At 74.4% G+C, this 24,673-nt stretch carries 23 protein-coding genes; 12 read left to right on the top strand and 11 right to left on the bottom strand.

Annotated elements, in window-relative coordinates:
* Positions 1 to 50 precede the first annotated feature (50 nt).
* Together GCU56_RS11415 and GCU56_RS23450 are read right to left on the bottom strand one after the other, a co-directional pair.
* A complete protein-coding gene (locus GCU56_RS11415; RefSeq protein ID WP_163481845.1) occupies positions 51 to 770 on the bottom strand; it encodes a peptidylprolyl isomerase in 720 nt (239 codons plus the stop codon).
* Positions 767 to 1,600, bottom strand: a complete 834-nt coding sequence (locus tag GCU56_RS23450; RefSeq protein WP_345771782.1) for a peptidylprolyl isomerase — start codon at positions 1,598 to 1,600, stop codon at positions 767 to 769. Before GCU56_RS23450 ends, GCU56_RS11415 begins: the two co-directional genes overlap by 4 nt.
* A gap of 168 nt (positions 1,601 to 1,768) precedes the next feature.
* Here GCU56_RS23450 and GCU56_RS11400 point away from each other — a divergent pair, with 168 nt between their 5' ends.
* The 4 genes from GCU56_RS11400 to aspS are packed head-to-tail and all read left to right on the top strand — an operon-like array spanning position 1,769 to position 6,545.
* Positions 1,769 to 2,464: an MBL fold metallo-hydrolase gene (locus GCU56_RS11400; RefSeq protein WP_163481844.1), complete on the top strand. Its 696-nt coding sequence runs from the start codon at positions 1,769 to 1,771 to the stop codon at positions 2,462 to 2,464.
* Positions 2,461 to 3,723, top strand: coding sequence for a histidine--tRNA ligase (gene hisS / locus GCU56_RS11395; protein ID WP_163481843.1), 1,263 nt, complete (start codon positions 2,461 to 2,463; stop codon positions 3,721 to 3,723). Before GCU56_RS11400 ends, hisS begins: the two co-directional genes overlap by 4 nt.
* A complete protein-coding gene (locus GCU56_RS11390) occupies positions 3,720 to 4,721 on the top strand; it encodes an aldo/keto reductase (protein WP_163481842.1) in 1,002 nt (333 codons plus the stop codon). Before hisS ends, GCU56_RS11390 begins: the two co-directional genes overlap by 4 nt.
* Positions 4,722 to 4,763: 42 nt before the next feature.
* Positions 4,764 to 6,545, top strand: coding sequence for an aspartate--tRNA ligase (gene aspS / locus GCU56_RS11385; RefSeq protein ID WP_163481841.1), 1,782 nt, complete (start codon positions 4,764 to 4,766; stop codon positions 6,543 to 6,545).
* Positions 6,546 to 6,548: 3 nt separating this feature from the next.
* Here the strand turns inward: aspS and GCU56_RS11380 are convergent, their stop codons facing one another.
* Positions 6,549 to 7,031: a hypothetical protein gene (locus GCU56_RS11380; protein WP_163481840.1), complete on the bottom strand. Its 483-nt coding sequence runs from the start codon at positions 7,029 to 7,031 to the stop codon at positions 6,549 to 6,551.
* Positions 7,032 to 7,144: 113 nt separating this feature from the next.
* On the opposite strand from GCU56_RS11380, the gene GCU56_RS11375 reads away from it, so the two are divergent.
* Both GCU56_RS11375 and GCU56_RS11370 read left to right on the top strand, forming a co-directional pair.
* On the top strand, positions 7,145 to 8,236 hold the full coding sequence (locus GCU56_RS11375) for a pyridoxal-phosphate-dependent aminotransferase family protein (RefSeq protein ID WP_163481839.1): 1,092 nt from the start codon (positions 7,145 to 7,147) through the stop codon (positions 8,234 to 8,236).
* Positions 8,237 to 8,246: 10 nt separating this feature from the next.
* A complete protein-coding gene (locus GCU56_RS11370) occupies positions 8,247 to 9,134 on the top strand; it encodes a hypothetical protein (RefSeq protein WP_163481838.1) in 888 nt (295 codons plus the stop codon).
* Positions 9,135 to 9,166: 32 nt separating this feature from the next.
* Here the strand turns inward: GCU56_RS11370 and GCU56_RS11365 are convergent, their stop codons facing one another.
* The 4 genes from GCU56_RS11365 to GCU56_RS11350 all read right to left on the bottom strand — a co-directional run bounded on the left by GCU56_RS11365 (position 9,167) and on the right by GCU56_RS11350 (position 14,081).
* Positions 9,167 to 10,612, bottom strand: a complete 1,446-nt coding sequence (locus GCU56_RS11365) for a gamma-aminobutyraldehyde dehydrogenase (protein WP_163481837.1) — start codon at positions 10,610 to 10,612, stop codon at positions 9,167 to 9,169.
* A 121-nt stretch (positions 10,613 to 10,733) separates the two neighbouring features.
* Entirely contained in the window at positions 10,734 to 11,063 is a 330-nt protein-coding gene (locus GCU56_RS11360) for a hypothetical protein (protein WP_163481836.1), read from the bottom strand.
* Entirely contained in the window at positions 11,050 to 12,603 is a 1,554-nt protein-coding gene (locus GCU56_RS11355) for an FAD-binding oxidoreductase (RefSeq protein WP_204331888.1), read from the bottom strand. The genes GCU56_RS11360 and GCU56_RS11355 overlap by 14 nt, the downstream gene beginning before the upstream one ends.
* 2 nt (positions 12,604 to 12,605) lie before the next feature.
* A complete protein-coding gene (locus GCU56_RS11350) occupies positions 12,606 to 14,081 on the bottom strand; it encodes a heterodisulfide reductase-related iron-sulfur binding cluster (RefSeq protein WP_204331887.1) in 1,476 nt (491 codons plus the stop codon).
* A gap of 129 nt (positions 14,082 to 14,210) precedes the next feature.
* Here GCU56_RS11350 and GCU56_RS11345 point away from each other — a divergent pair, with 129 nt between their 5' ends.
* The 4 genes from GCU56_RS11345 (at position 14,211) to GCU56_RS11330 (ending at position 18,432) form a co-directional block, all read left to right on the top strand.
* Positions 14,211 to 14,993 carry an FCD domain-containing protein gene (locus GCU56_RS11345; RefSeq protein ID WP_163481835.1) on the top strand — a complete coding sequence of 261 codons (783 nt, stop codon included), beginning with the start codon at positions 14,211 to 14,213 and terminating at the stop codon, positions 14,991 to 14,993.
* Entirely contained in the window at positions 14,990 to 15,697 is a 708-nt protein-coding gene (locus GCU56_RS11340) for a cache domain-containing protein (protein ID WP_163481834.1), read from the top strand. Before GCU56_RS11345 ends, GCU56_RS11340 begins: the two co-directional genes overlap by 4 nt.
* A 141-nt stretch (positions 15,698 to 15,838) precedes the next feature.
* Positions 15,839 to 17,389, top strand: a complete 1,551-nt coding sequence (locus GCU56_RS11335; protein ID WP_204331886.1) for an amino acid permease — start codon at positions 15,839 to 15,841, stop codon at positions 17,387 to 17,389.
* Positions 17,386 to 18,432 carry an LLM class flavin-dependent oxidoreductase gene (locus tag GCU56_RS11330; RefSeq protein WP_163481832.1) on the top strand — a complete coding sequence of 349 codons (1,047 nt, stop codon included), beginning with the start codon at positions 17,386 to 17,388 and terminating at the stop codon, positions 18,430 to 18,432. The genes GCU56_RS11335 and GCU56_RS11330 overlap by 4 nt, the downstream gene beginning before the upstream one ends.
* Positions 18,433 to 18,480: 48 nt before the next feature.
* Here GCU56_RS11330 and GCU56_RS11325 read toward each other — a convergent pair whose 3' ends face one another.
* From GCU56_RS11325 to GCU56_RS11315, 3 genes are read right to left on the bottom strand one after another with little or no spacing between them, the layout of a single operon-like run.
* The gene (locus tag GCU56_RS11325; RefSeq protein ID WP_163481831.1) at positions 18,481 to 19,674 is read right to left on the bottom strand and encodes an FAD-dependent oxidoreductase; all 1,194 of its coding nucleotides are present in this window, start codon (positions 19,672 to 19,674) and stop codon (positions 18,481 to 18,483) included.
* A 7-nt stretch (positions 19,675 to 19,681) separates the two neighbouring features.
* The gene (locus GCU56_RS11320) at positions 19,682 to 20,284 is read right to left on the bottom strand and encodes a carboxymuconolactone decarboxylase family protein (RefSeq protein ID WP_163481830.1); all 603 of its coding nucleotides are present in this window, start codon (positions 20,282 to 20,284) and stop codon (positions 19,682 to 19,684) included.
* Positions 20,285 to 20,307: 23 nt separating this feature from the next.
* Positions 20,308 to 21,246 (bottom strand): 2-dehydropantoate 2-reductase, encoded by a 939-nt coding sequence (locus GCU56_RS11315; RefSeq protein ID WP_163481829.1) that lies wholly within the window; start codon positions 21,244 to 21,246, stop codon positions 20,308 to 20,310.
* 119 nt (positions 21,247 to 21,365) lie between these two features.
* On the opposite strand from GCU56_RS11315, the gene GCU56_RS11310 reads away from it, so the two are divergent.
* Positions 21,366 to 22,121, top strand: coding sequence for a class II aldolase/adducin family protein (locus GCU56_RS11310; RefSeq protein WP_163481828.1), 756 nt, complete (start codon positions 21,366 to 21,368; stop codon positions 22,119 to 22,121).
* A 35-nt stretch (positions 22,122 to 22,156) separates the two neighbouring features.
* Positions 22,157 to 23,341 carry an alpha-hydroxy-acid oxidizing protein gene (locus tag GCU56_RS11305; protein WP_204331885.1) on the top strand — a complete coding sequence of 395 codons (1,185 nt, stop codon included), beginning with the start codon at positions 22,157 to 22,159 and terminating at the stop codon, positions 23,339 to 23,341.
* Between the two features lie 48 nt (positions 23,342 to 23,389).
* Here the strand turns inward: GCU56_RS11305 and GCU56_RS11300 are convergent, their stop codons facing one another.
* Entirely contained in the window at positions 23,390 to 24,646 is a 1,257-nt protein-coding gene (locus GCU56_RS11300) for an amidohydrolase family protein (RefSeq protein ID WP_163481827.1), read from the bottom strand.
* Positions 24,647 to 24,673 lie beyond the last annotated feature (27 nt).

Raw genomic sequence — 24,673 nt, 5'->3', positions numbered from 1 at the left:
CGGGACGGGGCGACCTTCGGGCGACGTCGGTGGCGGCCGTCGCCGTGGCCTCAGCCGGCGACGGTGACCGACTCCACGGTGACCGGGACGGTCGGGGCGCCGCCGCCCGGGCTGGGGTCCAGCGACCCGTCGTTGCCGTTGGCGGCGACCGCGTCGAGCACCGCCAGCCCTGCGTCGTCCACCGTGCCGACCACGGTGTAGTCCGGCGGCAGCCGGCTGTCGCCCCACACGAGGAAGAACTGGCTGCCGTCGACCCCCTGGCCGCTGTTGGCCATGGCGACGGTGCCGCGGGGATAGGTCTCCTCGCCGGTCACCTCGGTGGGGGAGGTGTAGGTCGGGCCCCCCGCCCCGGTGCCGGTCGGGTCGCCGCACTGCAGGACCTGCAGCCCGGCGCTGTCGGTCTGCCGGTGGCACGGGGAGTCGTCGAAGAAGCCGACCTCGGCCAGGTGCACCAGGCTGGCCGCGGCGCACGGCGTGCGCTCGTGGTCGACGGTGAGCTGCAGGTCACCGAGGTTGGTCGTCATCAGCAGGTCCGTGGTGCCCTCGGCGGGGACCTCCGCGGCCGGCGGGTCCACCTCGATGAGGTAGGGGTTGGCCGACGGCGCGGTCGACCACTCGCAGCTGGCGCCGGTGCCGGAGACCGCCGCGGCGCCGCCGCCGGAGCCGGTGCCCGGGCCCGCCTCCGGGCCGGCGTCGTCCCCGCCGCCCGCGCAGGCGGTCAGCGCGAGCAGGAGCCCGCCCAGCCCGGCGGCCCGGAGCCACGAGGTCACGAGACGACGGTCATCGACTCGATGGTGACCGGGGTGTTGGGTGCGCCGCCGCCGGGGCTGGGCTCGAACGAGCCGTCGTTGCCGGCCGCCGCGATCTGGTCGAGCACCGCCAGCCCGGCCTCGTCCACCGTGCCGACGACGGTGTAGTCCGGCGAGAGCTGCGAGTCGGTGAAGACGAGGAAGAACTGGCTCCCGGTCGACCCGGGGCTGCCGCTGTTGGCCATGGCGATGGCGCCGCGCGGGTAGGTCGTCTCCGGGGTGACCTCCTCGGCGAACTTGTAGGTGGGCCCGCCCTGCCCGGTGCCGGAGGGGTCGCCGCACTGCAGGACGCCGAACGCGTCGCCGTTCACCATGCGGTGGCAGGGGCTGCCGTCGAAGAAGGCCTGCTGGGCCAGGTAGGTGAAGCTGGCCGCGGCGCACGGGGCGGTCGCGCGGTCGAGGGTGAGCGGGACGTCGCCCTGGCTGGTGCTCATCAGCAGGCTGACCGTGCCCTCGGTGGGCGTCGCCTCGGGGGAGGGCGGGGTGCCGGCGTCGACGAGGTTCGGGTTGCCCGACGGGTCGGGCGTGTAGCTGCAGGTGACGGTGCCGTCGGCGTTGGTCGTGGCGGCCGCGCTGCTGCTGGGGGCGGCGGAGGGGTCGGCCGCGGCGGTGGGGTCGTCGTCCCCGCCCTGGGTGACCAGCCACACCGCGCCCAGGACGAGCAGCACGGCGACCGCGGTGACCACGGTCAGCACGTTGCGGCGGCGCCTGCGGTTCAGCTCGGCACGTCGCTCGAGTTGACGCTGGAGGCGCCGCTGGGCGGCCTGCCGCCGCTGCTTGTTGGTCGGCACGGGTGGAACTCCTCGTGGGAACGGCTGCTGCGGCGGGGCACGGCCGGACTGCTCCGCGGCCGCGCCTCCGCACCGCGGGTCGGTGCGCGAGTCTAGGTGGCGAACCTGGCCGTCCCCTGTTGACGGGAAGCCCCGGAGCGCCGGGGAGGCCCCGCGTAGCCTGCACGGGTGCTCATCCGCTCGTTCCCCGCCGGCGCGTTCGGCACCAACTGCTACGCCGTGGCCCCCGGGAGGGGCCAGGAGTGCGTGGTGGTCGACCCCGGCATGGACGCCGTCGAGCCGCTGGCCGCGATGCTGGCCGAGGACGGGCTCAAGCCGGTGGCCGTCGTGCTCACCCACGGCCACCTCGACCACACGTTCTCCGTGCTGCCGGTCTGCGACGGGTACGACATCCCCGCCTACCTGCACCCGGCCGACTCGGGCATGCTGTCCGACCCTGCCCGCTGGCACGGTCCGCAGCTGGCCCCGTTGATCGCCGGCGTCCGGCTGCCCGACCCGTCGGAGGTGCGCGCCCTCGACGACGGCGCGGTGCTGTCGCTGGCCGGCGTGCAGCTGACCGTCCGGCACGCGCCCGGTCACACCCAGGGCTCGGTGGTGTTCTCCGTGGACCTGGGGGAGGCCCCGGGCCTGCTGGCCGGGGACGTGCTGTTCGCGGGCTCCGTGGGCCGGGTCGACCTGCCCGGCGGGTCCTGGGAGGCGATGCTCACCTCGCTGCGCGACGTCGTCCTGCCGCTGGACGACGAGACGGTGGTGCTGCCCGGCCACGGCCCGGCGACGACGATCGGCCGGGAGCGGGCGACCAACCCCTACCTGGCCGAGGCGGCCGCCGGTGCGGGTCCGGCTCCGAGAGGCCGCGGGCTGTGAGCGGGCTGACCGCGCCCAAGGGGACCTTCGACACGCTGCCCCCGGACTCCGCGCGCTTCCTCGCCGTCCGGGACACCCTGACCGCGCCGCTGCGGCGGGCGGGCTACGGCTACGTCGAGACCCCGGTGTTCGAGGAGACCGCCGTCTTCTCGCGCGGTGTGGGGGAGTCCACCGACGTCGTCACCAAGGAGATGTACACCTTCGACGATCGCGGCGGCCGGTCGCTCACCCTGCGCCCGGAGCTCACCGCCGGCCTGATGCGCGCGTTCATCGAGCACCGGCTCTACGACGCCGCGCTGCCGGTGAAGCTGTGGACGGTCGGGTCGGCGTTCCGGTACGAGCGCCCGCAGGCCGGCCGGTACCGGCACTTCACCCAGGTCGACATGGAGGCGCTCGGCGCCGACGACCCGGCGCTGGACGCCGAGGTGGTCGCGCTGGGCGTGCAGGGGTTCCGCGACCTGGGGCTGACCGACTTCGAGCTGCTGCTCACCTCCCTGGGCGACGCGACCTGCCGGCCGCAGTACCGCGAGCTGCTGGTGGCGTTCCTCGAGAAGCTCGACCTCGACGAGGACACCCGGCGCCGGGCGGAGATCAACCCGCTGCGGGTGCTGGACGACAAGCGCCCGGAGGTGCAGGCGCAGCTGGACGACGCGCCGCTGATGGTCGACCACCTGTCGGACTCCACCCGGGCGCACTACGACGCCGTCCGCCAGCACCTGACCGACCTCGGGGTGCACTGGACCGAGGCGCCCCGGCTGGTCCGCGGGCTGGACTACTACACGAAGACCACGTTCGAGTTCGTCCACCGCGGCCTGGGTGCGCAGTCGGCGATCGGCGGCGGGGGCCGCTACGACGGGCTGTCGGCTGCCCTGGGCGGCCCGGACGTGTCGGGGATCGGCTACGCCGTCGGGGTGGACCGGACGCTGCTCGCCGTCGCGGCGGAGGGGCTGGACGTCGGTGCGAGCGCCGGGGTGCAGGCGTTCGTCGTCCCCCTCGGCGCCGAGGCGAAGCGGGTGGCCGTCCGCCTGGTGGGGCAGCTGCGGGCGGCCGGGATCGCCGCCGACACCGTCTACGGCGACCGCGGGCTCAAGGGCGCCATGAAGGCCGCCGACCGGTCCGGCGCCTCGCACGCGGTGGTGGTCGGGGAGCGGGACCTCGCCGCCGGCGTCGGCCAGCTCAAGGACCTCCGCACCGGCGAGCAGTCCGCCGTCCCCCTGGGTGAGCTGTTCGACCGCGTGCGTGCGACGGTGGGCTCATGACCGCGTCGACCCCGCTCGAGACCCGGCCCCTGGGCCGCACCGGCGCCGACGTCTCCGTCGTCGGCCTGGGCACGTGGCAGCTCGGTGGGGACTGGGGCGACGTGTCGGAGGAGGACGCCGGCTCGGTGCTCGACGCGGCGCTGGACGCCGGGGTCACGCTGCTCGACACCGCCGACGTCTACGGCGACGGGCGGTCGGAGGAGCGGATCCGCCGCGCGCTGGCCGCCCGCGGCGAGCGTCCCTTCGTGGCCACCAAGGCCGGCCGCCGGGCCGATCCGTTCGAGGCCGCGCAGTACACGCCGGAGAACCTGCGGGCCTGGATCGACAGGTCCCGCCGCAACCTGGGCGTCCAGACGCTCGACCTGGTGCAGCTGCACTGCCCGCCGCCGGCGGTCTACGACGACCAGCGGGTCTACGACGCGCTCGACTCGTTCGTGGCGGACGGCGCGATCGCCGCGTACGGCGTCTCGGTGGAGACCGTCGCCGAGGGGCTGACGGCGCTGCAGCACCCCGGTGTCGCGACGATCCAGGTCATCGTCAACGCCTTCCGGCGCAAGCCGCTCGAGGAGCTGCTGCCCGCCGCCCGGCAGGCCGGCGTGGGCATCCTCGCCCGCGTGCCGCTGGCCAGCGGCCTGCTCACCGGGAAGTACGACGAGTCGACGACGTTCGCCGCGGACGACCACCGGACGTTCAACCGCAACGGCGAGGCCTTCGACGTCGGGGAGACCTTCGCCGGCGTGCCGTTCGAGGCCGGCGTCGCCGCGGCCCGCGAGGTGGCCGAGATCGCCGGGCCCGACGTGTCCACCGCCGCGTTCGCCCTGCGCTGGGTCATCGACCAGCCCGGCGTCACCGCCGTCATCCCGGGCGCCCGCAACGTCCGCCAGGCGCTGGACAACGTCGCCGCGGCCTCCCTCCCGCCCCTGACCGACACCCAGCTGGCCGACCTGGAGCGGCTGTACGACGAGCGCATCCGCGCCTTCGTGCACGACCGCTGGTGAGCGTCGTCCGGCCCGCCACCCACCCCACCGAAAGGCACTGACGTGCTCCGCACCCACGACGCCGGGACGCTGCGCGCCTCGGACGCCGGCTCCACGGTCACCCTCGCCGGCTGGGTCGCCCGCCGCCGCGACCACGGCGGAGTCGTCTTCGTCGACCTGCGCGACGCCTCGGGCTACGTCCAGGTCGTCGTCCGCGAGGAGGAGGCGCACGCCCTCCGCAACGAGTTCTGCGTGCTGGTGACCGGCGAGGTGCGCCGCCGGCCCGAGGGCAACGAGAACCCGGAGCTGCCCACCGGCGACGTCGAGGTGGCCGCCGCCGAGCTGCGGGTGCTCTCCTCGGCCGCCCCGCTGCCGTTCCCGATCGAGACCGACGCCGCTGCCGGGGACGACGTCCGCTACCGGTTCCGCTACCTCGACCTGCGCCGGCAGGGCCCCGCCCGGGCCATCCGGCTGCGCTCGGAGGTCAACCGGATCGCCCGCGGCGTCATGGCCGGCCACGGCTTCGTCGAGGTCGAGACCCCGTCGCTGACCCGGTCGACCCCCGAGGGGGCGCGCGACTTCGTCGTCCCCGTCCGGCTGCAGCCGGGCCGGTGGTACGCGCTGCCGCAGTCGCCGCAGCTGTTCAAGCAGCTGCTCATGATCGGCGGGCTGGAGCGCTACTACCAGATCGCCCGCTGCTTCCGGGACGAGGACTTCCGCGCCGACCGGCAGCCGGAGTTCACCCAGCTGGACTTCGAGATGAGCTTCGTCGACCGGGACGACGTGCTCGCCATCGCCGAGGACGTCGTCCGGGCGCTGTGGCGGGAGCTGGCGTCCTACGACGTCCCGGAGATCCCGCGGATGACCTACCGGGAGGCGATGGACCGGTTCGGCTCCGACAAGCCCGACCTCCGCTTCGGCGTCGAGCTGACCGAGCTCACCTCCTACTTCGCGGACACGCCGTTCCGCGTCTTCCAGGCGCCCTACGTCGGCGCCGTGGTCATGCCCGGCGGCGGCTCCCAGCCGCGGCGGGCGTTCGACGCGTGGCAGGACTGGGCGAAGTCGCGGGGCGCCCGCGGGCTGGCCTACGTGACCATCGCCGAGGACGGCACCCTCGGTGGGCCGGTCGCCAAGAACATCTCCGACGCCGAGCGCGCCGGCCTGGTGGCTGCCGTCGGCGCCCAGCCGGGGGACTGCGTCTTCTTCGCCGCCGGCGCCCGGCGCACCTCGCAGGAACTGCTGGGGGCCGCGCGCAACGAGATCGCCAGGCGGCTGGAGCTGATCGAGCCCGGCTCCTGGTCGTTCCTCTTCGTCGTCGACTTCCCGATGTTCGAGGAGACCGAGACCGAGACCGGCGACTGGACCTTCATGCACCACCCGTTCACCTCGCCCACCCCGGAGTGGCGCGACCGGTTCGCCGAGGACAAGGGCGCCGCGCTGTCGGACGCCTACGACATGGTGGTCAACGGCAACGAGGTGATGAGCGGCTCGGTGCGCATCCACGACGCCGAGCTGCAGGAGCGGGTGTTCGAGACCCTCGGGATGTCCCGTGAGGAGGCCCGCGAGCGGTTCGGCTTCTTCCTCGAGGCCTTCGCCTACGGGCCGCCGCCGCACGCCGGCGCCGCGCTCGGCTGGGACCGCCTGTCCGCGCTGCTCTCGGGCGTCGACTCCATCCGCGAGGTCATCGCCTTCCCCAAGACCGGCGCCGGGTTCGACCCGCTGACCGGCGCGCCGACGCCGATCACCGAGGCGCAGCGGAAGGAAGCCGGCATCGACGCGAAGCCCGAGGAGCCGGCCCTGCCCGGGGAGCCCGGCGCCCCGGGGCCGACCGACCCGACGCGCTGAGGCTCACCCGGCACGGCTGAGGGTCATCGTCCAGTTCTCCCTCCAGGTCCCGCCGCCGTCCCAGGAGAAGGACTGGTGCCAGCTGGGCCGGTCGGCGTCGACGCGCCACTCGAAGCGCAGCCGCACCGGCCGGCCGGCCAGCACGTCCTCGCCCTCGAAGACGCCGAGCCGGTCGGTGAACCGGCCCACCACCGGTGGGTCGAGCCGGCCGGGCGTGCGGGTGGAACTCCAGTGGATGCTCCAGGTGCTGGTCGACGGGTCGAACGGCCGCAGGGTCATGCCCTCGAAGGCCGGCCCCTCCGGCGGGTCCGGCACGGTGATCCGGTCGACGTGGCCCAGGCCGTGCAGCACCGGGAACGCCTCGCTGGTGGCGTCGAACTCGACCCACTCCTCGCAGACGGGGTCGGTGTCGTCGCGCAGCTGGCGGTCGTGCACCTGCCACCGGCCGAAGACGAGGTCGAACCCGTCGGCGCCTGGAGTCCTCATGCCGCGCAGGCTGGCAGGTGCCTCCGACGAGAACCCTGCCGGCACATCGCCTCCGTCGCCGCGCGGTCGAGGTCGCCCGGCTGGTCGGGGGTCACGCCGGTAGTTTGCTGGACATGCCGCTGCGCGCCCGCACCCTGCTCGGACCCGGCCCCTCCAACCCTTATCCCGAGGCGACGGTCGCCCTCGTCCAGCCGCTGCTGGGCCACCTCGACCCGGTGTTCCTGGGCATCCTCGACGAGACGTCCGACCGGCTGCGCCAGGTCTTCGGGACGGCGAACCGGCGCACCCTGCCGCTGTCGGCCACCGGCTCGGCGGGCATGGAGGCGGCCTTCGTCAACACCGTCGGCCCGGGCGACGCGGTCGTCGTCGCGGTCAACGGCCTGTTCGGGCAGCGCATGGTCGACGTCGCCTCCCGCTGCGGCGCCGAGGTGGTCGCCGTCGAGCACGAGTGGGGGCAGCCGGTCGACGCGGAGCGGGTGCTGGCCGCGCATCCCGCCCCCAAGCTGATCGCCGCGGTGCACGCCGAGACCTCGACCGGGGTCCTCTCCGACCTCGCACCGCTGGCCGCCGGCAAGGGCGACGCGCTGCTGCTGGCCGACTGCGTGACGTCGCTGGGCGGCATCCCCGTCCGGCTGGACGAGTGGGGCGTGGACCTCGCCTACTCCGGGTCGCAGAAGTGCCTCGGGGTCGCCCCGGGGCTGGCCCCCTTCACGATCAACGAGCGGGCGTGGGAGCGGCGGATCGAGAAGCCGCAGAGCTGGTACCTCGACCTCGGCATGCTCGGTGGGTACGCGGGGGAGGCCGCCGGCTCCGGCGGGCGGACGTACCACCACACCGCGCCGACCGGGATGGTCGTCTCCCTGCACGCGGGGCTCGGCCGGATCCTGGAGGAGGGCCTGGACGCGGTGCACGCCCGGCACGCCGAGGCCGGCCGGCTGCTGCACGCCGGACTGGCCGAGCTCGGGCTCGAGCTGTTCGCCGCGGAGGGTCACCGCCTGCCCGAGCTCACCACGGTGCGGGTGCCCGACGGCGTGGACTCCGCGGCGGTCCGCAAGGAGCTGCTCGAGCGCTACGACCTGGAGATCGGGGCGGGCGCCGGGTCCTACGCGGCGAGCGTGTGGCGGATCGGGCTGATGGGGCACAACGCGCGACCGGACACGGTGGCGCTGGTCCTCGCCGCCCTCCGTGAGGTGCTGGGGCGGTAGGACTGTCGCCGTGCTCGACTCGACCGCGGCGACCGCACCACCCCGGACCGTTCCCCGGCTGCCGTCGTGGGCACTGGTGCCGGTCTCGGCGCTGGTCTTCTGGGTGTGCGGCTTCCTGCCGTGGCTGCTGGAGGGCGCCGGCCGGGCTGCGCCTCTGGCGCTGCCCCTGCGGGCCGGGTCCCTGACCCTGCTGGTGCTGGGCGCCGCGGTCGGCGGCGTCCTCGGCGGGCTGACGGGACTGCTCGGCCGGTCCGGCCGGCGCGCGCGGGCGCTGCTCGCCACCGGGGCCGGGACGGGCCTGGCGCTGCTGGCCACCCTGGGCCAGTCAGTGGCGGCGGCGGGCCGCGGCTCGGGGTTCGACGCCGACAGCCGCGTGCTCGTCGGGTTGTGCGCGGTGGCCGTCGCGACGACCGCGCTGGCCTGGGCGGCCGGCTCGCTGGCGCTGGCCGGGCGTCCCGGCGCCGGGGTCGCGCTCGGCCTGCTCGCCGGCGTCCTGCCCGGCTGGCTGTCCTCCCTCCTGCCCTCGGCCCTGCTGTCCGGGGGGTTCGGCGGGACGGCGCTGGCGTGGGTGCAGGCGGCCGCGCTGGCCGGTGCGCTGGTGGCCGTCGGCGTGCGGCCGGCTGCCCGGCTGGGGTGGTGGCCGCTGGTCGTGCTGGTCGCCTGGTCCGTCGGGCCGGTGCTGACGGCGGTCGGCTACCTCGAGCCGTCGCTGCGACCCGGGGCGGGGCTGCCCCGGGGCCTCGGCGACGCGCTGTCCGGCGCCTGGCAGGTGCTCTGGCTGTCCGCCTCGCCGCTGGTCCGGCACCTGGCGCCGTGGGTGGCGGCGGTGGTGGTCGCCGCCTTCGTGTCCGTGCTCCTGGCCGGCCGACGCTCCCAGCCGGCCGACGCCACCGGCTGAGAGCGGCCGGCCATCGAAGCCGGACCGGGGGCTCAGGACTCGATGTTGGCCATCACGTGCTTGATGCGGGTGTAGTCCTCCAGGCCGTAGAGGGAGAGGTCCTTGCCGTAGCCGGAGTGCTTGAAGCCCCCGTGCGGCATCTCGGCGACCAGCGGGATGTGCGTGTTGATCCACACGCACCCGAAGTCCAGCCGCTTGCTCATCCGCATCGCCCGGCCGAAGTCCTTCGTCCAGACGCTGGAGGCCAGGCCCAGCTCGACGCCGTTGGCCCAGCGCACCGCCTCGTCCTCGTCGCTGAACCGCTGCACGGTGATGACCGGGCCGAAGATCTCCCGCTGCACCATCTCGTCGTCCTGCCGGAGGCCGGCCACGACGGTCGGCTCGACGAAGAACCCGCGGTCCCCCTGGCGGTGGCCACCCGTGGTCACCTCGGCGTGCGCGGGGGCGCGGTCGAGGAAGCCGGTGACGTGGGCCAGCTGGTCGGCGTTGTTCACCGGCGGCACCAGGGCGTCCTCGTCCTCGGCGCCCTTGGCGTAGGTGGTCGCGGTGCTGCGGGCCTGCTCGGTGAGGGCGGCGACGAAGTCGTCGTGGATGCCAGGGGCGGCCAGTACGCGGGAGGCGGCGGTGCAGTCCTGCCCGGCGTTGAAGTACCCGGCGACGGCGATCGCCTCGGCGGCGGCCTCGAGGTCGGCGTCGTCGAAGACGACGACCGGCGCCTTGCCGCCCAGCTCGAGGTGCACCCGCTTGACGTCGCGCGCCGCGGCGCCGGCGACCTCCATGCCGGCCCGGACCGACCCGGTGATGGCCACGAGCTGCGGGGTGCGGTGCTCCACCAGGGCCCGGCCGGTGTCGCGGTCGCCGCAGACGACGTTGAGGACGCCGGGCGGCATGACCTCGGCGGCCAGCTCGGCCAGCCGCAGCGTGGTCACCGGCGTGGTGTCGCTCGGCTTGAGGACGACGGTGTTGCCCGCCGCGATGGCCGGCGCGATCTTCCAGACCGCCATCATCATCGGGTAGTTCCACGGCGTGACCTGGCCGACCACCCCGATCGGCTCCCGCCGGACGAACGAGGTGTGCCCGGCCATGTACTCCGCGGCGGCCTTGCCCTCGAGGGTGCGGGCGGCCCCGGCGAAGAAGCGGATCTGGTCGACCATCGGCGGGATCTCCTCGCTGGCGGTCAGCCCGATCGGCTTGCCGGTGTTGCGGCTCTCCAGGGCGACGAGCTCCTCGGCGTGCTCCTCGACCAGGTCGGCCAGCCGCAGCAGCGCCCGCTGCCGCTCGGACGGCGTGGTGTCCCGCCAGCCCTCGAACGCGGTGGCGGCCGCGCGGTAGGCCCGGTCGACGTCCTCGGCCCCGGAGACGGGTGCGGAGGCGAACACCTCGCCGGTGCTGGGGTCGACCAGGTCCGTGCGGTGGCCGTCGGCGGTGTCGACGTGCTCGCCGCCGACCACGTTGCGCAACTCGAGCTCCTCGCTCATGGAGATCCCTCTCGTCCGGGGTCCGTGCGCTCCGCACGGGGGTCTGGTCGGGGACGTGCCCCGGCCGGGAGCGCCTGAGGCGGCTCCCGGCCGGGCGGTCGGTCGGTCCTGCGGGGCGGTCTCACGGGGGCGGCGGGGTCGAGGCCTCCCGCTCCACCTCGGCCAGGATCTCCGAGCCGGTGACCACCTTCTCGGCGAAGTGCTGGTGCATCCAGGACAGGTGGTCGTGCCGGCTGCGCATGATCCGCAGCGTGTCCCAGTTGGGGAACACCTGCTGGAGGACGTGCTCCTCCATGAGCCGCGGGTCGACCTCGTAGACGTGCTCGAAGGTGGTCTGCGCCACCTCGCTCACCCGGACCGCCGGCGGCGGGGTGTGCTGCTCGGCGAAGCGGTACGGCGCCGTCGCGGCCGGCCCCGGGTCGCCGTCAGGACCGTCGTCAACGTCCCTCATCGGTCGTGTCCCTCCCGTAGGCGCGGTCGAGCAGGTACTTGCCCGGGTTCATGACGTTGTTCGGGTCCAGGGCCCGCTTGACGTCGAGCATCACGTCGAAGCCACGGCCCAGCTCCTGGGGCACGAGGTCGACCTCGCCCTCGCGGCAGGAGCCGTGGCAGGCGCTCATCGAGCCGCCGTGCGCCAGCGCCACCGCGGCGATGTCCCGCTTGGCCTGCACCCAGGCGTCCCAGGCGGCGTCGTCGAGCCGCTGCTCCCAGATGCCGACGTCGATCTCGGTCAGGTAGTCGACGCCGGTGGCGGCCGAGGTGTAGGCGAACATGCCCCAGTCGTCGAAGACGTCGGTCCTGCGGCGGAGGTCGGCCAGGATCTCGTGCCAGGCCCGGCTGACGGCGGGGACGGCGGAGAAGTTGACCGCGGCGTCCTCGCAGTGCCAGGACATCGGGATGACCTGGCCCTCCTTGGTGCGCCCGTGCAGGGGGGTGGCGTACCGGTCGTGCCGGGCCGCCCAGTCGCCCTCGGAGATCTCGTCGCCGAGGTAGCGGGCGCCGTGCTCCTTGGCGATCCGGAAGAGCCGCTTGCCGCCGGCCCGCACCTCGTCCTCGTAGCCGTACATGACCGCGCAGACCAGCGCGCGGACGTCGGCCGGCTGCGGGATGTAGGCCTCGTCGTCCCGGCGCAGGTAGGCGACCTTGTGCTCGTCGAACAGGACCGCGCCGGCGAACGTGGCCACCCCCGCCCGCGCCAGCGCGCCGGTGCAGGCGTGCGCCGCGTCGTAGGAGTCGAACGCCCAGAACGGGGAGAGCTCGGCCTCCGGCTTGGGGAACAGCTTGAGCGTCGCCCTGGTCGCGATGCCCAGCGTGCCCTGGTGACCCATGAACAGGTGCTTGAGCTGGTAGCCGCTGGAGGACTTGCTGATCTTGTGGCCGATGCCGTCGCCGACGTGCAGGACGTCGCCGGTGGGCAGCACGTGGTCGAAGCTCAGCACCAGGTCGCGGGTGTGCCCGTACCGGGAGCCGATGAGGGACCAGCCGCTGGTCCCGATCCGCCCGCCGACCAGCGAGCACGGGTAGGACGCCGGGTCGTCCGGGTAGAACAGCCCGTGCTGCGCCAGCCGCTCGTTGAGCTTGAGCATGTTGATGCCGGTGCCGACCGTGACGGTGCGGTTGACCAGGTCCAGCTCGTGGACCTGGTTCATCTTCTTGACGTCGACGACGATGCCGCGGCGGTGGGGGACCGCACCGTCGGTGAGCCCGGTGCCGCCGTCGCGGGGGACGACGGGGATCCGCAGGTCGTTGGCGATCCGCACGACCGCGGCCACCTGCTCGGTGGAGGTGGGCATGACCACCACGTCGGGCACCCGCTCCGACCACCGGTGCACGGGGAAGGGCGCCGGCACCCGGGCCCGGTTGTAGCGGTCGGCCTTGCCCAGCAGGATCTGGTCGTCGGCCAGCACCGGCCGCAGCGCCGTCACCAGCGTGGTGAGGGCGGCGTCGTCCAGCGGCTCCCGGGTGAAGGGCGCCGGTTCGGTCATCGTCATGGTCAGTGGCCTCCGCACCCGCAGCCACCGGAGCCGTTGCCGCAGCCGCCGCCCCCGCAGCCACCGCCACCGCCGCGGGTCCGCCGGGCGCGGCCGGGGACGCCGGTCCGCTCCTGCGCCAGCCGGCGGTCGCCGACGTCGCCGCGGGACCCGCCCACGGTGATCCCCAGCGACTGCGCGAACAGTTCGTGCAGGTCGACGACGTCGATGTCCTCCGCGTCGCCGGCCTCCGACAGCGGGCGCTCCGACCACGGGCAGGCGCTGACCAGCGTGTCGACGTCGAGTTCCGCGGCCCGCTCCAGTCGCAGGGCGCTGATCTTGGCGGTGAGCTCCGGCTTCTCGACCGGCAGCCCGCCGCCACCGCCGGAGCAGTAGGACCACTGGGTGACCCGGTCGACGTCCTCGAACCGCAGGCCGGGGATGGCCCGGAGCAGCTCGCGTGGCTCCGCCCAGATGCCCTTGCGCTTGTTCAGCCGGCACGGGTCGTGGTAGGTGATCGCGCGGTCCACTCCCACCGACGGGGTCAACCGGCCCTCCCGGAGCAGCTGGGCCAGCACCTCGATGACCAGCACGACCTCGATGTCGAACTCCTCGCCGAAGTACTTCGGGTAGTCCTCGGTGAAGCTGATGTAGTCGTGCGGGTCGAGCACCAGCAGTCGCTTGGTGCCGGTCTTCCGCCAGTCGTCCAGGTTGTGGCGGGCGAAGCGCTGGGCCTGCTCGGCGTAGCCCATCTCGGCGGCTGGGCCGCCGCAGCACCACTGCTCGCCCATCAGGCCGAACTCGTAGCCGGCCAGCTGCAGCATCTGGGCCACCGCACGCGGCACCGACGTCCGGTAGAACGCCGCCTCGCAGTCGACGAACAGGACCGTCTCGCCGCCGATCGGGATGTCGAGGCCCTGGGCCCAGTCCCGCACCTCCTCCTGGCCGACCGGCGCGTCGCCCCGGACCGGCTCGTGGGTGTGGAGGTCGGTGCGCTCGTTCCAGATCTGCCAGTTCGGCTGGTGCACCCCGCTCTCGACGGCGAGGGACCGCACCGCCTTGACGACGTCGACCGTCCGGGTGCGGAACCGGTAGAAGTCGCCGGTGAACAGCGTGTTGGGGCAGCGGAGCTCGCAGGCACCGCACTGGGTGCAGTTGACGTAGTCGGCGGCGACGTCGGCGATGTCGAGCTCGCCCCGCTCCATCGCGACGACGTTGGCGTGGAAGGCGGTCGGCGTCCACGACTCGTTCCGCTCGACCTGGGTGACCGGGCAGACCTCCCGGCAGAACTTGTGGCCCGAGGAGAAGCAGTTGTACGAGGCGTTGCGCCACTGCTCGACGAACGCGGCGGTCTTCGGGTCGGTGCGTGGCGGGGGCAGGGGCCCGGCGAGGGTCTCGGGGTAGTCCGCCAGCTCCGGCGGGTTGGACGGGACGCCGGGCGTGAACGGGACCGACAGCGGGTCCGTGCCGTCCACCCGGTCGGGCTGCACCTGGGTCACGGATGTGCTCCTCGTCACTGTTCGAGGCAGGGTGCGGCCACGCTAACGGCGCAAACCTATGGGATCAATGGTCATGGACCGGGGGTACGAGGGGCAGACTGGCGGCCCACGGCGCGGGAGGCGGAACGGGTGCAGGTGCTCAGCGGGGACGCCCGTCGGGCGGTGTTCGCACCGCTGCACGACGGTGCCCTGCGCAGCGAGGCGGTCGTCCGCCGGGTGGGCAGCGCCATCGCCCTGGGCCTGCTCGGCGACGGCGAGCAGCTGCCGTCGGAGAACGACCTGGCCACCATGCTCAACGTCTCGACGGTGACCCTGCGCGACGCCCTGGCCGAGCTGCGCGCCCTGGGCCTGGTCGAGACCCGGCGCGGCCGGGGTGGCGGGAGCTTCGTCCGCCTGCGGGACGCCGCGCTGGCCGGGCTCGCCGACGCCCGGCTCGCCGAGCTCGGGACCGCCGACCTGCGCGAGCTCGGCGACGTGCACGGCGCGGTCGTCGCCGCGGCCGCCGGCCTGGCGGCCTCCCGGGCGTCGGTCCGCGAGGTGGCGCGCCTGCGCGACGTGGTCGACCGGCTGGCCAAGGAGGCGACCTCTCCCGGGCAGCGTCGGGCCGACGGCCGCTTCTACGTCGAGCTGGCCGCCTGTGCCCAGTCGGTGCGGCTGACCATGCAGGAGATGGACCTGCACCTGGAACTCGGGCAGCTGCCCTGGCCGCCGGCTGCCGAGCCGCGGCTGCTCGAGGTGGTGGTCGCCAGCCACCGCGCCGTCGTCGACGCCGTCGAGGCGCGGGACGCCGTCCGGGCCCGCGAGCTCGCCGCCGGGCACGTCGACACCCGCACCGCCTGGTCGGTGGCCCTGCACCTGCGCCGGCTGCGGGGGGCGCGGCCGGACGCCGGCGCGCGGGAGCCGGCCGGGTGACCGCGTCGGCAGCGGCGGCCCTGGCCGCTGACGTCGCCGCGGTGGTCGAGGCGGTGTTCGCGGAGGTGGACCGGCTGCAGGCGGCCGCGGTGCCGGTGCTGCACGACCCCTCGGGTGCGGCGGCCGCCCGCCTGGAGGAGGCGGCGCAGGCCCTGCTGAGCCCGGGCCAGCTGGCCGTCGGCCTCGGCCTGATCGTCGCGCCGCGGGCCGAGGACGGGTTCCGGCTGCGGCTGCTGTGGTGGCAGGTGGACCCGGTGACCGGGCGGCTGGGGGCGCTGGCCCCCGACCTGCGCCCCTCGAGTCTCGGGTTCTACGACTACCCGTCGACCGAGTGGTTCGACGTCCCGCGGCGCACCGGACGACGGCACGTGGTGGGCCCCTACGTCGACGTCCACGGCACCGGCCGGTACCTGCTCACGCTCACCGAGCCCGTGCTCGCCGGCGGGCAGTTCCTCGGCGTCGTGGGCGCCGACGTCCCGGTCGGCCGGTTCGAGGGACACCTGCTGCGCCGGCTCGGGCCCACCGCGCCGCCGTTCGTGCTCGTCGACGAGGAGGGGCGGGTGGTGCTCTCCACGTCGCCCGTGCGGCTGGTCGGCGCCCTCGTGCAGCACGGGGGAGACCTCCCCGGACCCGGTGTGCCGGTGGCCGGGGTGCCGTGGCGGCTGCACGCCGTGGACGACGGGGGCGACCTCCTCCCCGGCTGACCGCCGGGCCGGTGCGAGAACCCGCTCGGTGGCCCCTTGCCCGGTAGACCTATGGCTCTATAGGTTTCGCCGCGTCATGTGAGCTGGAGCACAGCCCCGGCCCCCGACGGGGACCCGGAGCCCGCCGATCAGGAGATGTCGGTGACCACTTCCGCGCAGCATCCCGGGGCCTCGTCGGCCGACGAGGAACAGCTCGCCGCCCTCGGCTACACCGGGGAGTTCGAGCGCAGCATGGGCCTCTGGTCCAACATGGCGCTCGGCTTCACCTACCTCTCGCCGCTGGTGGGCGTGTACTCGCTGTTCGCGTTCAGCCTGTCCATCGGCGGACCGCCGGCCATCTGGTGGATCGTCATCGTGGGCCTCGGCCAGCTCTTGGTCGCGCTCGTCTTCGGCGAGGTCGTCTCCCAGTACCCGCTGGCCGGCGGCATCTACCCGTGGACCCGCCGGCTGTGGAACCGGCGGTACGCCTGGACGGTGTCCTGGATCTACATCTGGGCGGTGATCGTCACGATCACCGCCGTCGCGGAGTTCGGCGGTGGCTTCGTGGCGGCCCTCTTTGGGATCGAGGCCACGCCCGGCGTCGTCCTGCTCACGGCCGTCGGCCTGCTCGCCCTCGCGCTGGTCGCCAACGTCAGCGGCACCCGGACGCTCGCCCGCGTCGCCAAGATCGGCCTGGCCGCGGAGCTGATCGGCGTCATCGTCCTCGGCCTCTACCTGCTGCTCTTCCAGCGGGAGCAGCCCTTCTCGGTCTTCTTCGACACCATGGGCGCCGGCGGGGACCAGGCGTACTCCCTGACGTTCCTCGCCGCCGCCCTCTCCGGCCTGTTCCTGTTCTACGGGTTCGAGGCGTGCGGCGACGTCGCGGAGGAGGTCGCCGACCCGACCCGGCGGATCCCCAGGGCGATGATCCTGACGATCCTCGTCGGCGGCGTCTCCGGGCTGCTGTCCTACGCGGGGTACGTGCTGGCCGCCCCCGACCTCGAGGCGATCGTCGCCGGGGAGGACACCGACCCGATCCCCGGGATCCTCGAGAGCACGCTCGGGTCGGTCGGGTCCAAGGTCTTCCTCGTCATCACCGTCACGGCGTTCGTCTCCTGCGTCCTGTCCCTGCAGGCGGCCGGCAGCCGGCTGCTCTACTCCTTCGGCCGCGACCGGATGCTCCCCGGCAGCCGCTGGCTGGCGCACCTCCCGCCCCGGCACGCGGTCCCGATCAACGCGCTGGTCGTCGTGACCGTCGTGCCCATGCTGATCTGCCTGTTCGTCTACTGGCGGCCGGACACCCTGGCCCGGGTGACGGCCTTCGCCGTCTGCGGCATCTACATCTCCTTCCAGGCCGTGGTGCTGGCGGCGCTGCGCCAGCGGCTCCGGGGCTGGCGGCCGGCGGGGCTGTGGAACCTCGGCAGCTGGGGCCTGGTGGTCAACGTCGTGGCGCTGGCCTACGGCCTGATCGCGATCTACCTGCTCATCCGGCCCGGGGACACCGGTGCCTTCCTCGACCGGTGGATCGTCGCCATCGGCGTGGCCATCGTCGCGGTGTCCGGCCTGCTCTACCTGTCCATCGCCCGGCCCGACCGGCACTCCGACGGCGTCCCCGAGGGCGACGCGATCGAGGTGGCGGCCCACCTGCAGCAGATCCGGCGCGGCGCCGTCGGCGCACCGTCGTCCACCGCCCCGAGTGAGGAGATCCGATGAAGTTCAGCTACGCGATGCTGCCCGACTACTCCCTCGAGGAGTCGTTGCGGGCGATCAAGCTCGCCGACGAGCTCGGCTTCCACGCCGTCTACTCCGCCGACGAGACCTGGCACAAGGACCTGTGGCTGCTGTTCGCCGCCGCGGCCGCCCAGACCTCGCGGGTGCGGATGGGCCCGAGCGTCTCGCCGGTGACCCTGCGCGAGCCCACCCTCATCGCCCAGGCGGCCGCCACCCTCGACGAGCTGACCGGGGGCCGCGCGGAGGTCGTCCTCTCCAGCGGCAACTTCGGCCTGCTCGCCCAGTACAAGACGGACTGGACGAAGACCAAGCCGCTGTCGCGGGTGATCGAGGCCGTGCACGTCGTCCGCACCCTCCTCGACGACGGTGCGATCACCTACGACGGCGAGTTCTTCTCCTACGACGGGTTGTTCACCTTCGCCCGCCCGGTGCAGCAGCGGCTCCCGGTGAAGATGGGCGCCATGCGCGGGCCGAAGTCGTTCGAGGCCGCCGCGGAGCACTCCGACGGCTGCCACCACGCGCTCAGCTACAGCCGAGAGGCCTACGAGTACGCCGCCCAGCACCTGCGGATCGGCGCCGAGCGGGCCGGCAAGGACTGGACGACCCTCGACTTCGGCGCCTGGGTCGTCGTCGCGGTGGGCCGGGACTCCGCGGCGGCCAAGGACGCCGCGCGCAGCATGGTGGGCATCTACGCCTCGTCCATGCCCGCCGAGCAGCTGGAACGCAACGGCGTCGACCCGGACAGCCTCACGCCGATCATCGCCGCCATCGGCGGTGGGGACCTCGCCAAGGGCATCGAGCTGACCACCCCGGAGATCGCCGAGAAGCTGTCCTTCGCCGGGACGCCGGAGGAGGTGACCGCCAAGATCAAGGAGATCGAGCCGACCGGCGTGAACCACCTGATCGCCGCGATCACCGACGCCTCGATCGTCAAGACGTTCACCGGCCGGGAGCTGCCCGGCGTGGCCACCGTCGAGGAGCAGTTGCAGCTCATCCACGACGAGGTGATGCCCGCCTTCGACTGACCGCACGGGCCGGCGGGGGAGGAGCGGGACGGGCGGCGGCGCGCGGGGTCAGGCGCCGGCGCCGACCGCCTCGTCCCAGGCCGCGCCCCGGGCGAGCAGCTTCCGGTAGGGCAGCAGCGCACGCGCCGCGCCGACGCCCACCGCGGCGGACAGCCGGCCGTCCCCGCCGGTGAGCGCGACGAAGGGGCCGGCGAGGTCGCCGTGCACGACCCGGACCTCGTCGCTGGGCCGCACCCGCCCGACCACCTGCACCCGGGTGCCGAGCTGGTCGCTCCACACGTACGGGACGGCGTCGTGCACGGTCGGCGTCCCGGTCAGGCCGGCCGCCACCACGCCGGCGGTCTCCACGGCGTTGGTCCAGTGCTCCACGCGCACGTCCTCCCCGTAGCGCGGGTGGTGCCAGCGGGCGAGGTCGCCCACGGCGAAGACGTCCCGCGCGCCGCGGGCGGCGAGCCGCTCGTCGCAGACGACGCCGTCGCGCAGGTCGAGCCCCGAGCCGGCCAGCCAGTCGGTCGCCGGCACGGTGCCGAGGCCGAGCACGACGACGTCGGCCGGCAGGAGGGAGCCGTCGGTGAGCGTGACGCCGGTGACGCGGTCGTCGCCGCCCTCGACCGAGGCGACCGACACCCCCAGCCGGACGTCGACCCCGGCGGCGACGTGCCGTCGGGTCAGGGCGGCACCCAGCTGGGGTCCCAGGCCCCGGAGCAGCAGTGCCGGCAGCGGCTCGACGAGCGTGACCGGGCAGCCGGCGGCGTGCAGGGTCCAGGCGACCTCGGTGCCGATGAACCCACCGCCCACGACCACCACGCGCCGACCGGGGAGGGCGGCGGCGCGGACGGCGAGGGCGTCCGCGGCGGTCCGGAGCAGGTGGACGCCGGGGCGGGGTCCCAGGCCGGGCAGGGCCCGCGGCGCCGAGCCCGTGGCGAGGACCAGCGCGTCGTAGGGCAGCTCCTCGCCGCCGTGCAGCACCACGGCCCGGCGTCCCAGGTCGAGGTCGGTGGCCCGCGCGGTCACCAGCCGCACGTCCAGGTCCGCGAGCGCCCCGGGCCCGGCCAGTGGGGTGGGCGCCGTGGACGGGTCGGCGAGCACCTCCTTCGACAGCGGCGGGCGGTCGGCGGCCACGCCGTCGCGGGTCCCGGGCTCGTCCCCGACGAGGACCACCTCGGCGTCGCTGCCCCGGCGCCGCAGGCCCTGCACCGTGCGGACGCCGGCCAGCGACGCCCCCACGACGACGATCCGCACCGCGGCCTCAGCGCTCCGTCGCGACGACGGCGTCGGCGGCCCCCCACGGGGTCACCGGGCCGGCGCGGTCGGCGTACCGCTCGGGGAGGTCGTCGACGAGGTCCCACGTCGCCGACAGCCGCCCGAAGCCGACGAACACCGCGAGGTGCACGCCGAGTTCGACGACCTCCGGCTCGGAGAAGTGTGCTCGCAGCCGGTCGAACTCCGCGTCGTCCACCGCGAGGTGGTCGGTGGCGACCAGGTCGGCGTAGTGCAGCGCGGCCTTCTCCGCCGCGGTCAGGTCGGATGCCTCCTCGGGACGTTCGAGGGAGCAGACCAGCGCCTCCGTGACGCCGTCGGCCACGCCGCTGGCCTGCCGCAGCGCCATGCAGCTGCGGCACTGGTTGTGGAAGGCCACCCGCAGCCGGACCAGCTCGACGAGGCGGGGCGGCAGGCACGACGCCGCGGTCAGCTCCCGGCGGAACGCCAGGAACGCGGTGGTGAGGTCCGGCCGCTGGGCCAGGACGCGGAGCAGGCCGAGGCCCTGCGGGTCCTCGAGCGCGCCGGGCCCGAGCCCGGCCTGTACCGAGGGGGTGAAGTCCTGCGGCTCCACCGCGCGCAACCGTGCCATGCCGACCTCCCGGGATCGTGGGTTCAGGCGCCCATGACGTGCAGCATCGCCAGCACCGTGGTGTGCACCGGCACCGGCACCCCGTCGCGGACCGCGAGCCCGGCCACGGCGCCGGCCATGGCGGACAACTCGGTGCGGCGCCCGGCCATGACGTCGCTGCACATCGACGTGTGGTGCTCGCCGGTGCCGTCGAACACCCGGGCGGCGTGGGCCCACGCCGCGTCGCGGTCGAGGTCGACGCCCTGGGCCCGCCCGACGGCGACCACCTCGTCGAACATCCGCTCCACCAGCGCCCGGCCCTCCGGATGCCGCCAGACGGTCGCCACCGTCGCCCGCAGCACGGAGCTCACCGGGCTCATGACCGCCAGGGCGAGCTTCTCCCAGACGGCGACGTCGACCGGGCGCGCGTGCAGCGCCGGCAGGCCAGCCGCCTCCAGCGCGGCGACGACGTCGTCAGCCCGGTCCTCGGCCCGTGCCTGCCCCGTGGCGCCGACGTGGGTGAGGGACCGCCGGGCTGCGGTCGACCCGGTGATGCTGATCGCGCCGGGGGACTGCACGGTGGCGCCCACCGTCGTGACGCCGACGAGCGCGCGGCGGCCGCCCACCGCACCGGCGAGCACGGCGTCGTTGCCCAGGCCGTTCTGCAGGCTCACCGCCACGCCCGCAGGGGACAGCGCGGGCGCGGCGCCGGCGACGGCCGCGGCGGAATCGTAGGTCTTGGTGAGGACCACCAGCACGTCGACCGAGCCGTGCGGCAGGTCGGCCGCGGTGACCGCCACCGGGACGTCGACCCGCCAGGCGTCCTCCCCGGGCGGCGCCACCAGCAGGCCCCGCTCGGCCACGGCGCGGACGTGCGCCCCGCCGCGCCCGACGAGGACGACGTCGGCACCGGCCCGCGCGAGGAAGGCCGCGAAGGCCGACCCCATGCCCCCGGCACCGAGGACGGCGATGCGCCCCACCACGTGGCCTCCCCGCCGTCGCGGACGTTCGTAGTGAAGACACTAGCGACGAAAACTGTGACCTTCTACACTCCGGGCAGTGGTCGTGCCGGCGACCGATCGGCAGCCGCGGAGGAGCCCTGATGAGCCTGGTCGAGGACGTCGCCGCCACCCGCCGCGTGGTCTCGGAGAGCGACCCGCGCTTCCAGATCGCCGCGGCGCGCCGGATCCTGCACCGCGAGGGTCTCGACAGCCAGGTCGGCGGCCACGTGAGCCTGCGGGTGCCGGGGGAGGACGCGTTCCTCGTGACGCCCTTCCAGTACTTCGACGAGACGCTGCCCGAGCACGTCAGCAAGGTCGGCTTCGACATGCAGGTCCGCGAGGCGGGCACGCTGCCGGCGTCGGTCGGGATCACCTTCCACGCGTCGATCTACCAGGCCCGCCCGGACGTCAACTGCGTGATCCACACCCACGCGAGGAACATGGCGGTGCTGTCGACGACCGACGTGCCCTTCGGCGTCTACTACGACTACGCGGCGCTGTTCCTCGACGAGGTCGTGGCCTGGAAGGACGACCCCGACCTCGTGCCCAGCGAGGAGGGCGAGATGATGGCGCGCGCCCTCGGTGGGCGCCGCGCCCTGCTCATGGGGCACCACGGTTCCCTGCACGTCGGCGACACCCTCGAGCACACGACCATCGAGGCCCTGCTCATGGAACTGTGCGCCGGCTACCAGCTGGCGGCGATGGCCGTCGGCGGCAAGCCCCTGGACGACCACACCGCGCGCAGCTACCGCAACGCCTACCTGAAGTACGGCTTCCGCGAGCAGATGTGGCTGGCCAACTACCGGCGACTGCTGCGCAGCGACCCTGATCTGTTCGCGGCGCTGGCCCGCGACTGACCCGGCTCCACCCGGACCCGGCGGCACGCGGGCACGTGCGCGGCAGGACGAGGGGGGTCACGGTCGCCGACCTCCGCGAGCAGGCGCGACGGCGGCTGCCACGGATGGTGTTCGACTTCGTCGACGGCGGCGCCGAGGACGAGGCGACGGTGCGCGAGAACCGTCGGGCCTTCGCCGACGTCGCCCTGCGGCCCCGGGTGCTGGTCGACGTCAGCGCGCGGCCCCAGGGGGTCCGCGTGATGGGGCAGGACCTGGCGCTGCCGGTGGTCCTCGGGCCCACCGGGCTGGCCCGCATGGTCCACCCCGCGGGCGAGGCCGCGGCCGCCGTCGCCGCCGAGCTGTTCGGCACCGTGTCGGTGGTGAGCTCGGGCTCCAGCGTGTCGTTCGAGGACGTCGCCGCCGCCGTGCGGGTGCCGCAGTGGTTCCAGCTGTACCCGTGGGGCGACCGGGCCACGATCGAGGCCCTCATCGACCGTGCCCGTGCCTGCCGGTACCGGACGATGGTGGTGACGGTCGACGTCCCGGTGGTGGGCGCCCGCGAGAAGGACCTGCGGAACGGGCTCACCGTCCCCCCGCGGGTGGACCCGCGCACCGCGTGGGACGTGCTCAGCCACCCGCGGTGGCTGGCCGGGCTGGTGCGCTCGCCCAAGGTCACCTTCGCGAACTTCGCCGGGCTCCTGCCCGACGCCCGGGGGACCAGCGGGCTGGCCGCGGCCACGCAGGGGCTGCTCAACCCCGGCCACACGTGGGACGACCTGGCGTGGATGGTCGCGCAGTGGGACGGGCCGGTGCTGCTCAAGGGCCTCATGACCGCCGAGGACGCGCGGCGGGCGGTCGACGTCGGCTGCGCCGGGGTGGCGGTGTCCAACCACGGCGGCCGGCAGGCCGACTCGCTGCCGGGGGCCCTCGACGCGCTCGGCGAGGTCGTGGCAGCGGTCGGCGAGCAGGTCGACGTCCTCCTCGACGGGGGTGTGCGCCGGGGCACCGACGTGGTCAAGGCGCTGGCCCTCGGTGCCCGGGCCTGCCTGGTCGGGCGGCCGTGGCTCTACGCGCTGGCGGCCGGGGGACCGCGGGGGGTCGAGCGCCTCCTCGAGGTGCTGCGCGACGAGGTGGACCGCACGCTGGCGCTGATCGGCCGGCCGGGGGTGGACACCCTCGACCCGTCTGCGGTCTGCGTCCGTCCCGGCCGCGGCTGGGTGCCGGCGGGGAAGCCGGGTTAGCCGCGGGCGGCGGGGCGGCCGGTCCGCCGCCCCGCCCCCACCGGCGGCTCACTGCGGTGCCGCGACCTCCCGGTGCCAGGCGCGCGAGGCGGCCCGCTCGGCCAGGTCGAACCGGTAGAGCTCGCAGGCGTTGCGCCAGGTGAGCTTCTCGATGACCGGCTCGGGCAGGAAGCCCAGCTGCCGGTGCATGTACTCCTGGGTGTCGGGCCAGGTGGAGTCGGCGTGCGGGAAGTCGCACTCCACGGTGACGCGGTCCTCACCGATGCGCTCGAGCATCTCGAAGCCCGCCGCGTCGTCGAGGGCGCAGAACCAGAAGTTGCGCCGCAGCACGTCGTTGGGGTGCATCTCCTCGTCGGTCCACCCCCCGGTGAAGTCGCGGTAGCGGAAGCAGTGCTCCACCCGGTCGAGCAGCGAGGGCACCCAGCCGATGCCGCCCTCGGAGATGGCGATCCGCAGCCCGGGGAAGCGCAGGGCCGCCTTGGAGAACAGCCAGTCGGCCGTCGTGATGATCGAGCCGACGAAGAACAGGGACGTGGTCACCTCGGGCGGCGCGTCCGAGGAACCGCCGACCAGCGCGGACGCGGAACCCACGTGCAGCGACAGCGTCGTGTCGGTCTCCTCGCAGGCGCGCAGCACCGGGTCCCAGTAGCCGGTGTGGATGCTGGGCAGCCGGAGCCGCTCGGGGATCTCCGGGAACGACAGCGACCGGAACCCGCGCTCGGCGTTGCGGCGGACCTCCGCAGCGGCGACCTCGGGATCGCGCAGCCAGGTGATCTGCTGGGGGATGAACCGCTCGGGGTCGGCGCCGCACCAGGACTCCAGGTGCCAGTCGTTCCAGGCGCGCATCGCGGCCAGCCCGAGCTCGGGGTCCTTGGTCTCGGCGAACCGGGCCCCGGCGAACCCGGCGACCATCGAGGGGAAGCACAGCGAGGCCCACACCCCGGCGACGTCCATGTCGGCCAGCCGCGCGTGCGGGTCCCAGGAGCCGCGGCGCATGTGCTCGAACCGCGTCGGCTCCATCGAGTACTCCGACGGCGGGCGCCCGGCGACGGCGTTGGTGCCGGCGTTCGGGATGACCCGGTCCTCCATGACCCAGACCTGGCCTCCGTCGTCCTGCTCGACGACCCGCGGGCCCTGCTCGACGAAGCGCTGCGGCAGCCGCCCCTCGAAGGTGTCCGGCGGTTCCACGAGGTGGTCGTCGACCGAGACGATGGTGTAGCGGCGGGGCCGGGGGTCGGGTTCGGGCAGGAAGGTGACCGTCGAACTCCGGGACGCCCCGATGGACAGGCCTTCGAGTGTGGTCATGGCTCCTCCGAGTTCCAGTGCGGACCG

The sequence above is a fragment of the Geodermatophilus sabuli genome (genome assembly GCF_010686765.1).
GTDB classification, from domain to species: domain Bacteria; phylum Actinomycetota; class Actinomycetes; order Mycobacteriales; family Geodermatophilaceae; genus Geodermatophilus; species Geodermatophilus sabuli_A.
The sequence above is the reverse complement of the archived record's forward strand: the minus strand, read 5'-3'. Positions and strand labels throughout refer to the sequence as shown.

What these genes read in the sequence shown, in the direction of transcription:
- GCU56_RS11390 (WP_163481842.1), top strand. Translation starts at nt 3,720, where the DNA reads ATGACCGCGTCGACCCCGCTCGAGACCCGGCCCCTGGGCCGCACCGGC.
- GCU56_RS11380 (WP_163481840.1), bottom strand. Translation starts at nt 7,031, where the DNA reads ATGAGGACTCCAGGCGCCGACGGGTTCGACCTCGTCTTCGGCCGGTGG.
- GCU56_RS11375 (WP_163481839.1), top strand. Translation starts at nt 7,145, where the DNA reads ATGCCGCTGCGCGCCCGCACCCTGCTCGGACCCGGCCCCTCCAACCCT.
- GCU56_RS11365 (WP_163481837.1), bottom strand. Translation starts at nt 10,612, where the DNA reads ATGAGCGAGGAGCTCGAGTTGCGCAACGTGGTCGGCGGCGAGCACGTC.
- GCU56_RS11360 (WP_163481836.1), bottom strand. Translation starts at nt 11,063, where the DNA reads ATGAGGGACGTTGACGACGGTCCTGACGGCGACCCGGGGCCGGCCGCG.
- GCU56_RS11355 (WP_204331888.1), bottom strand. Translation starts at nt 12,603, where the DNA reads ATGACGATGACCGAACCGGCGCCCTTCACCCGGGAGCCGCTGGACGAC.
- GCU56_RS11330 (WP_163481832.1), top strand. Translation starts at nt 17,386, where the DNA reads ATGAAGTTCAGCTACGCGATGCTGCCCGACTACTCCCTCGAGGAGTCG.
- GCU56_RS11320 (WP_163481830.1), bottom strand. Translation starts at nt 20,284, where the DNA reads ATGGCACGGTTGCGCGCGGTGGAGCCGCAGGACTTCACCCCCTCGGTA.
- GCU56_RS11310 (WP_163481828.1), top strand. Translation starts at nt 21,366, where the DNA reads ATGAGCCTGGTCGAGGACGTCGCCGCCACCCGCCGCGTGGTCTCGGAG.
- GCU56_RS11300 (WP_163481827.1), bottom strand. Translation starts at nt 24,646, where the DNA reads ATGACCACACTCGAAGGCCTGTCCATCGGGGCGTCCCGGAGTTCGACG.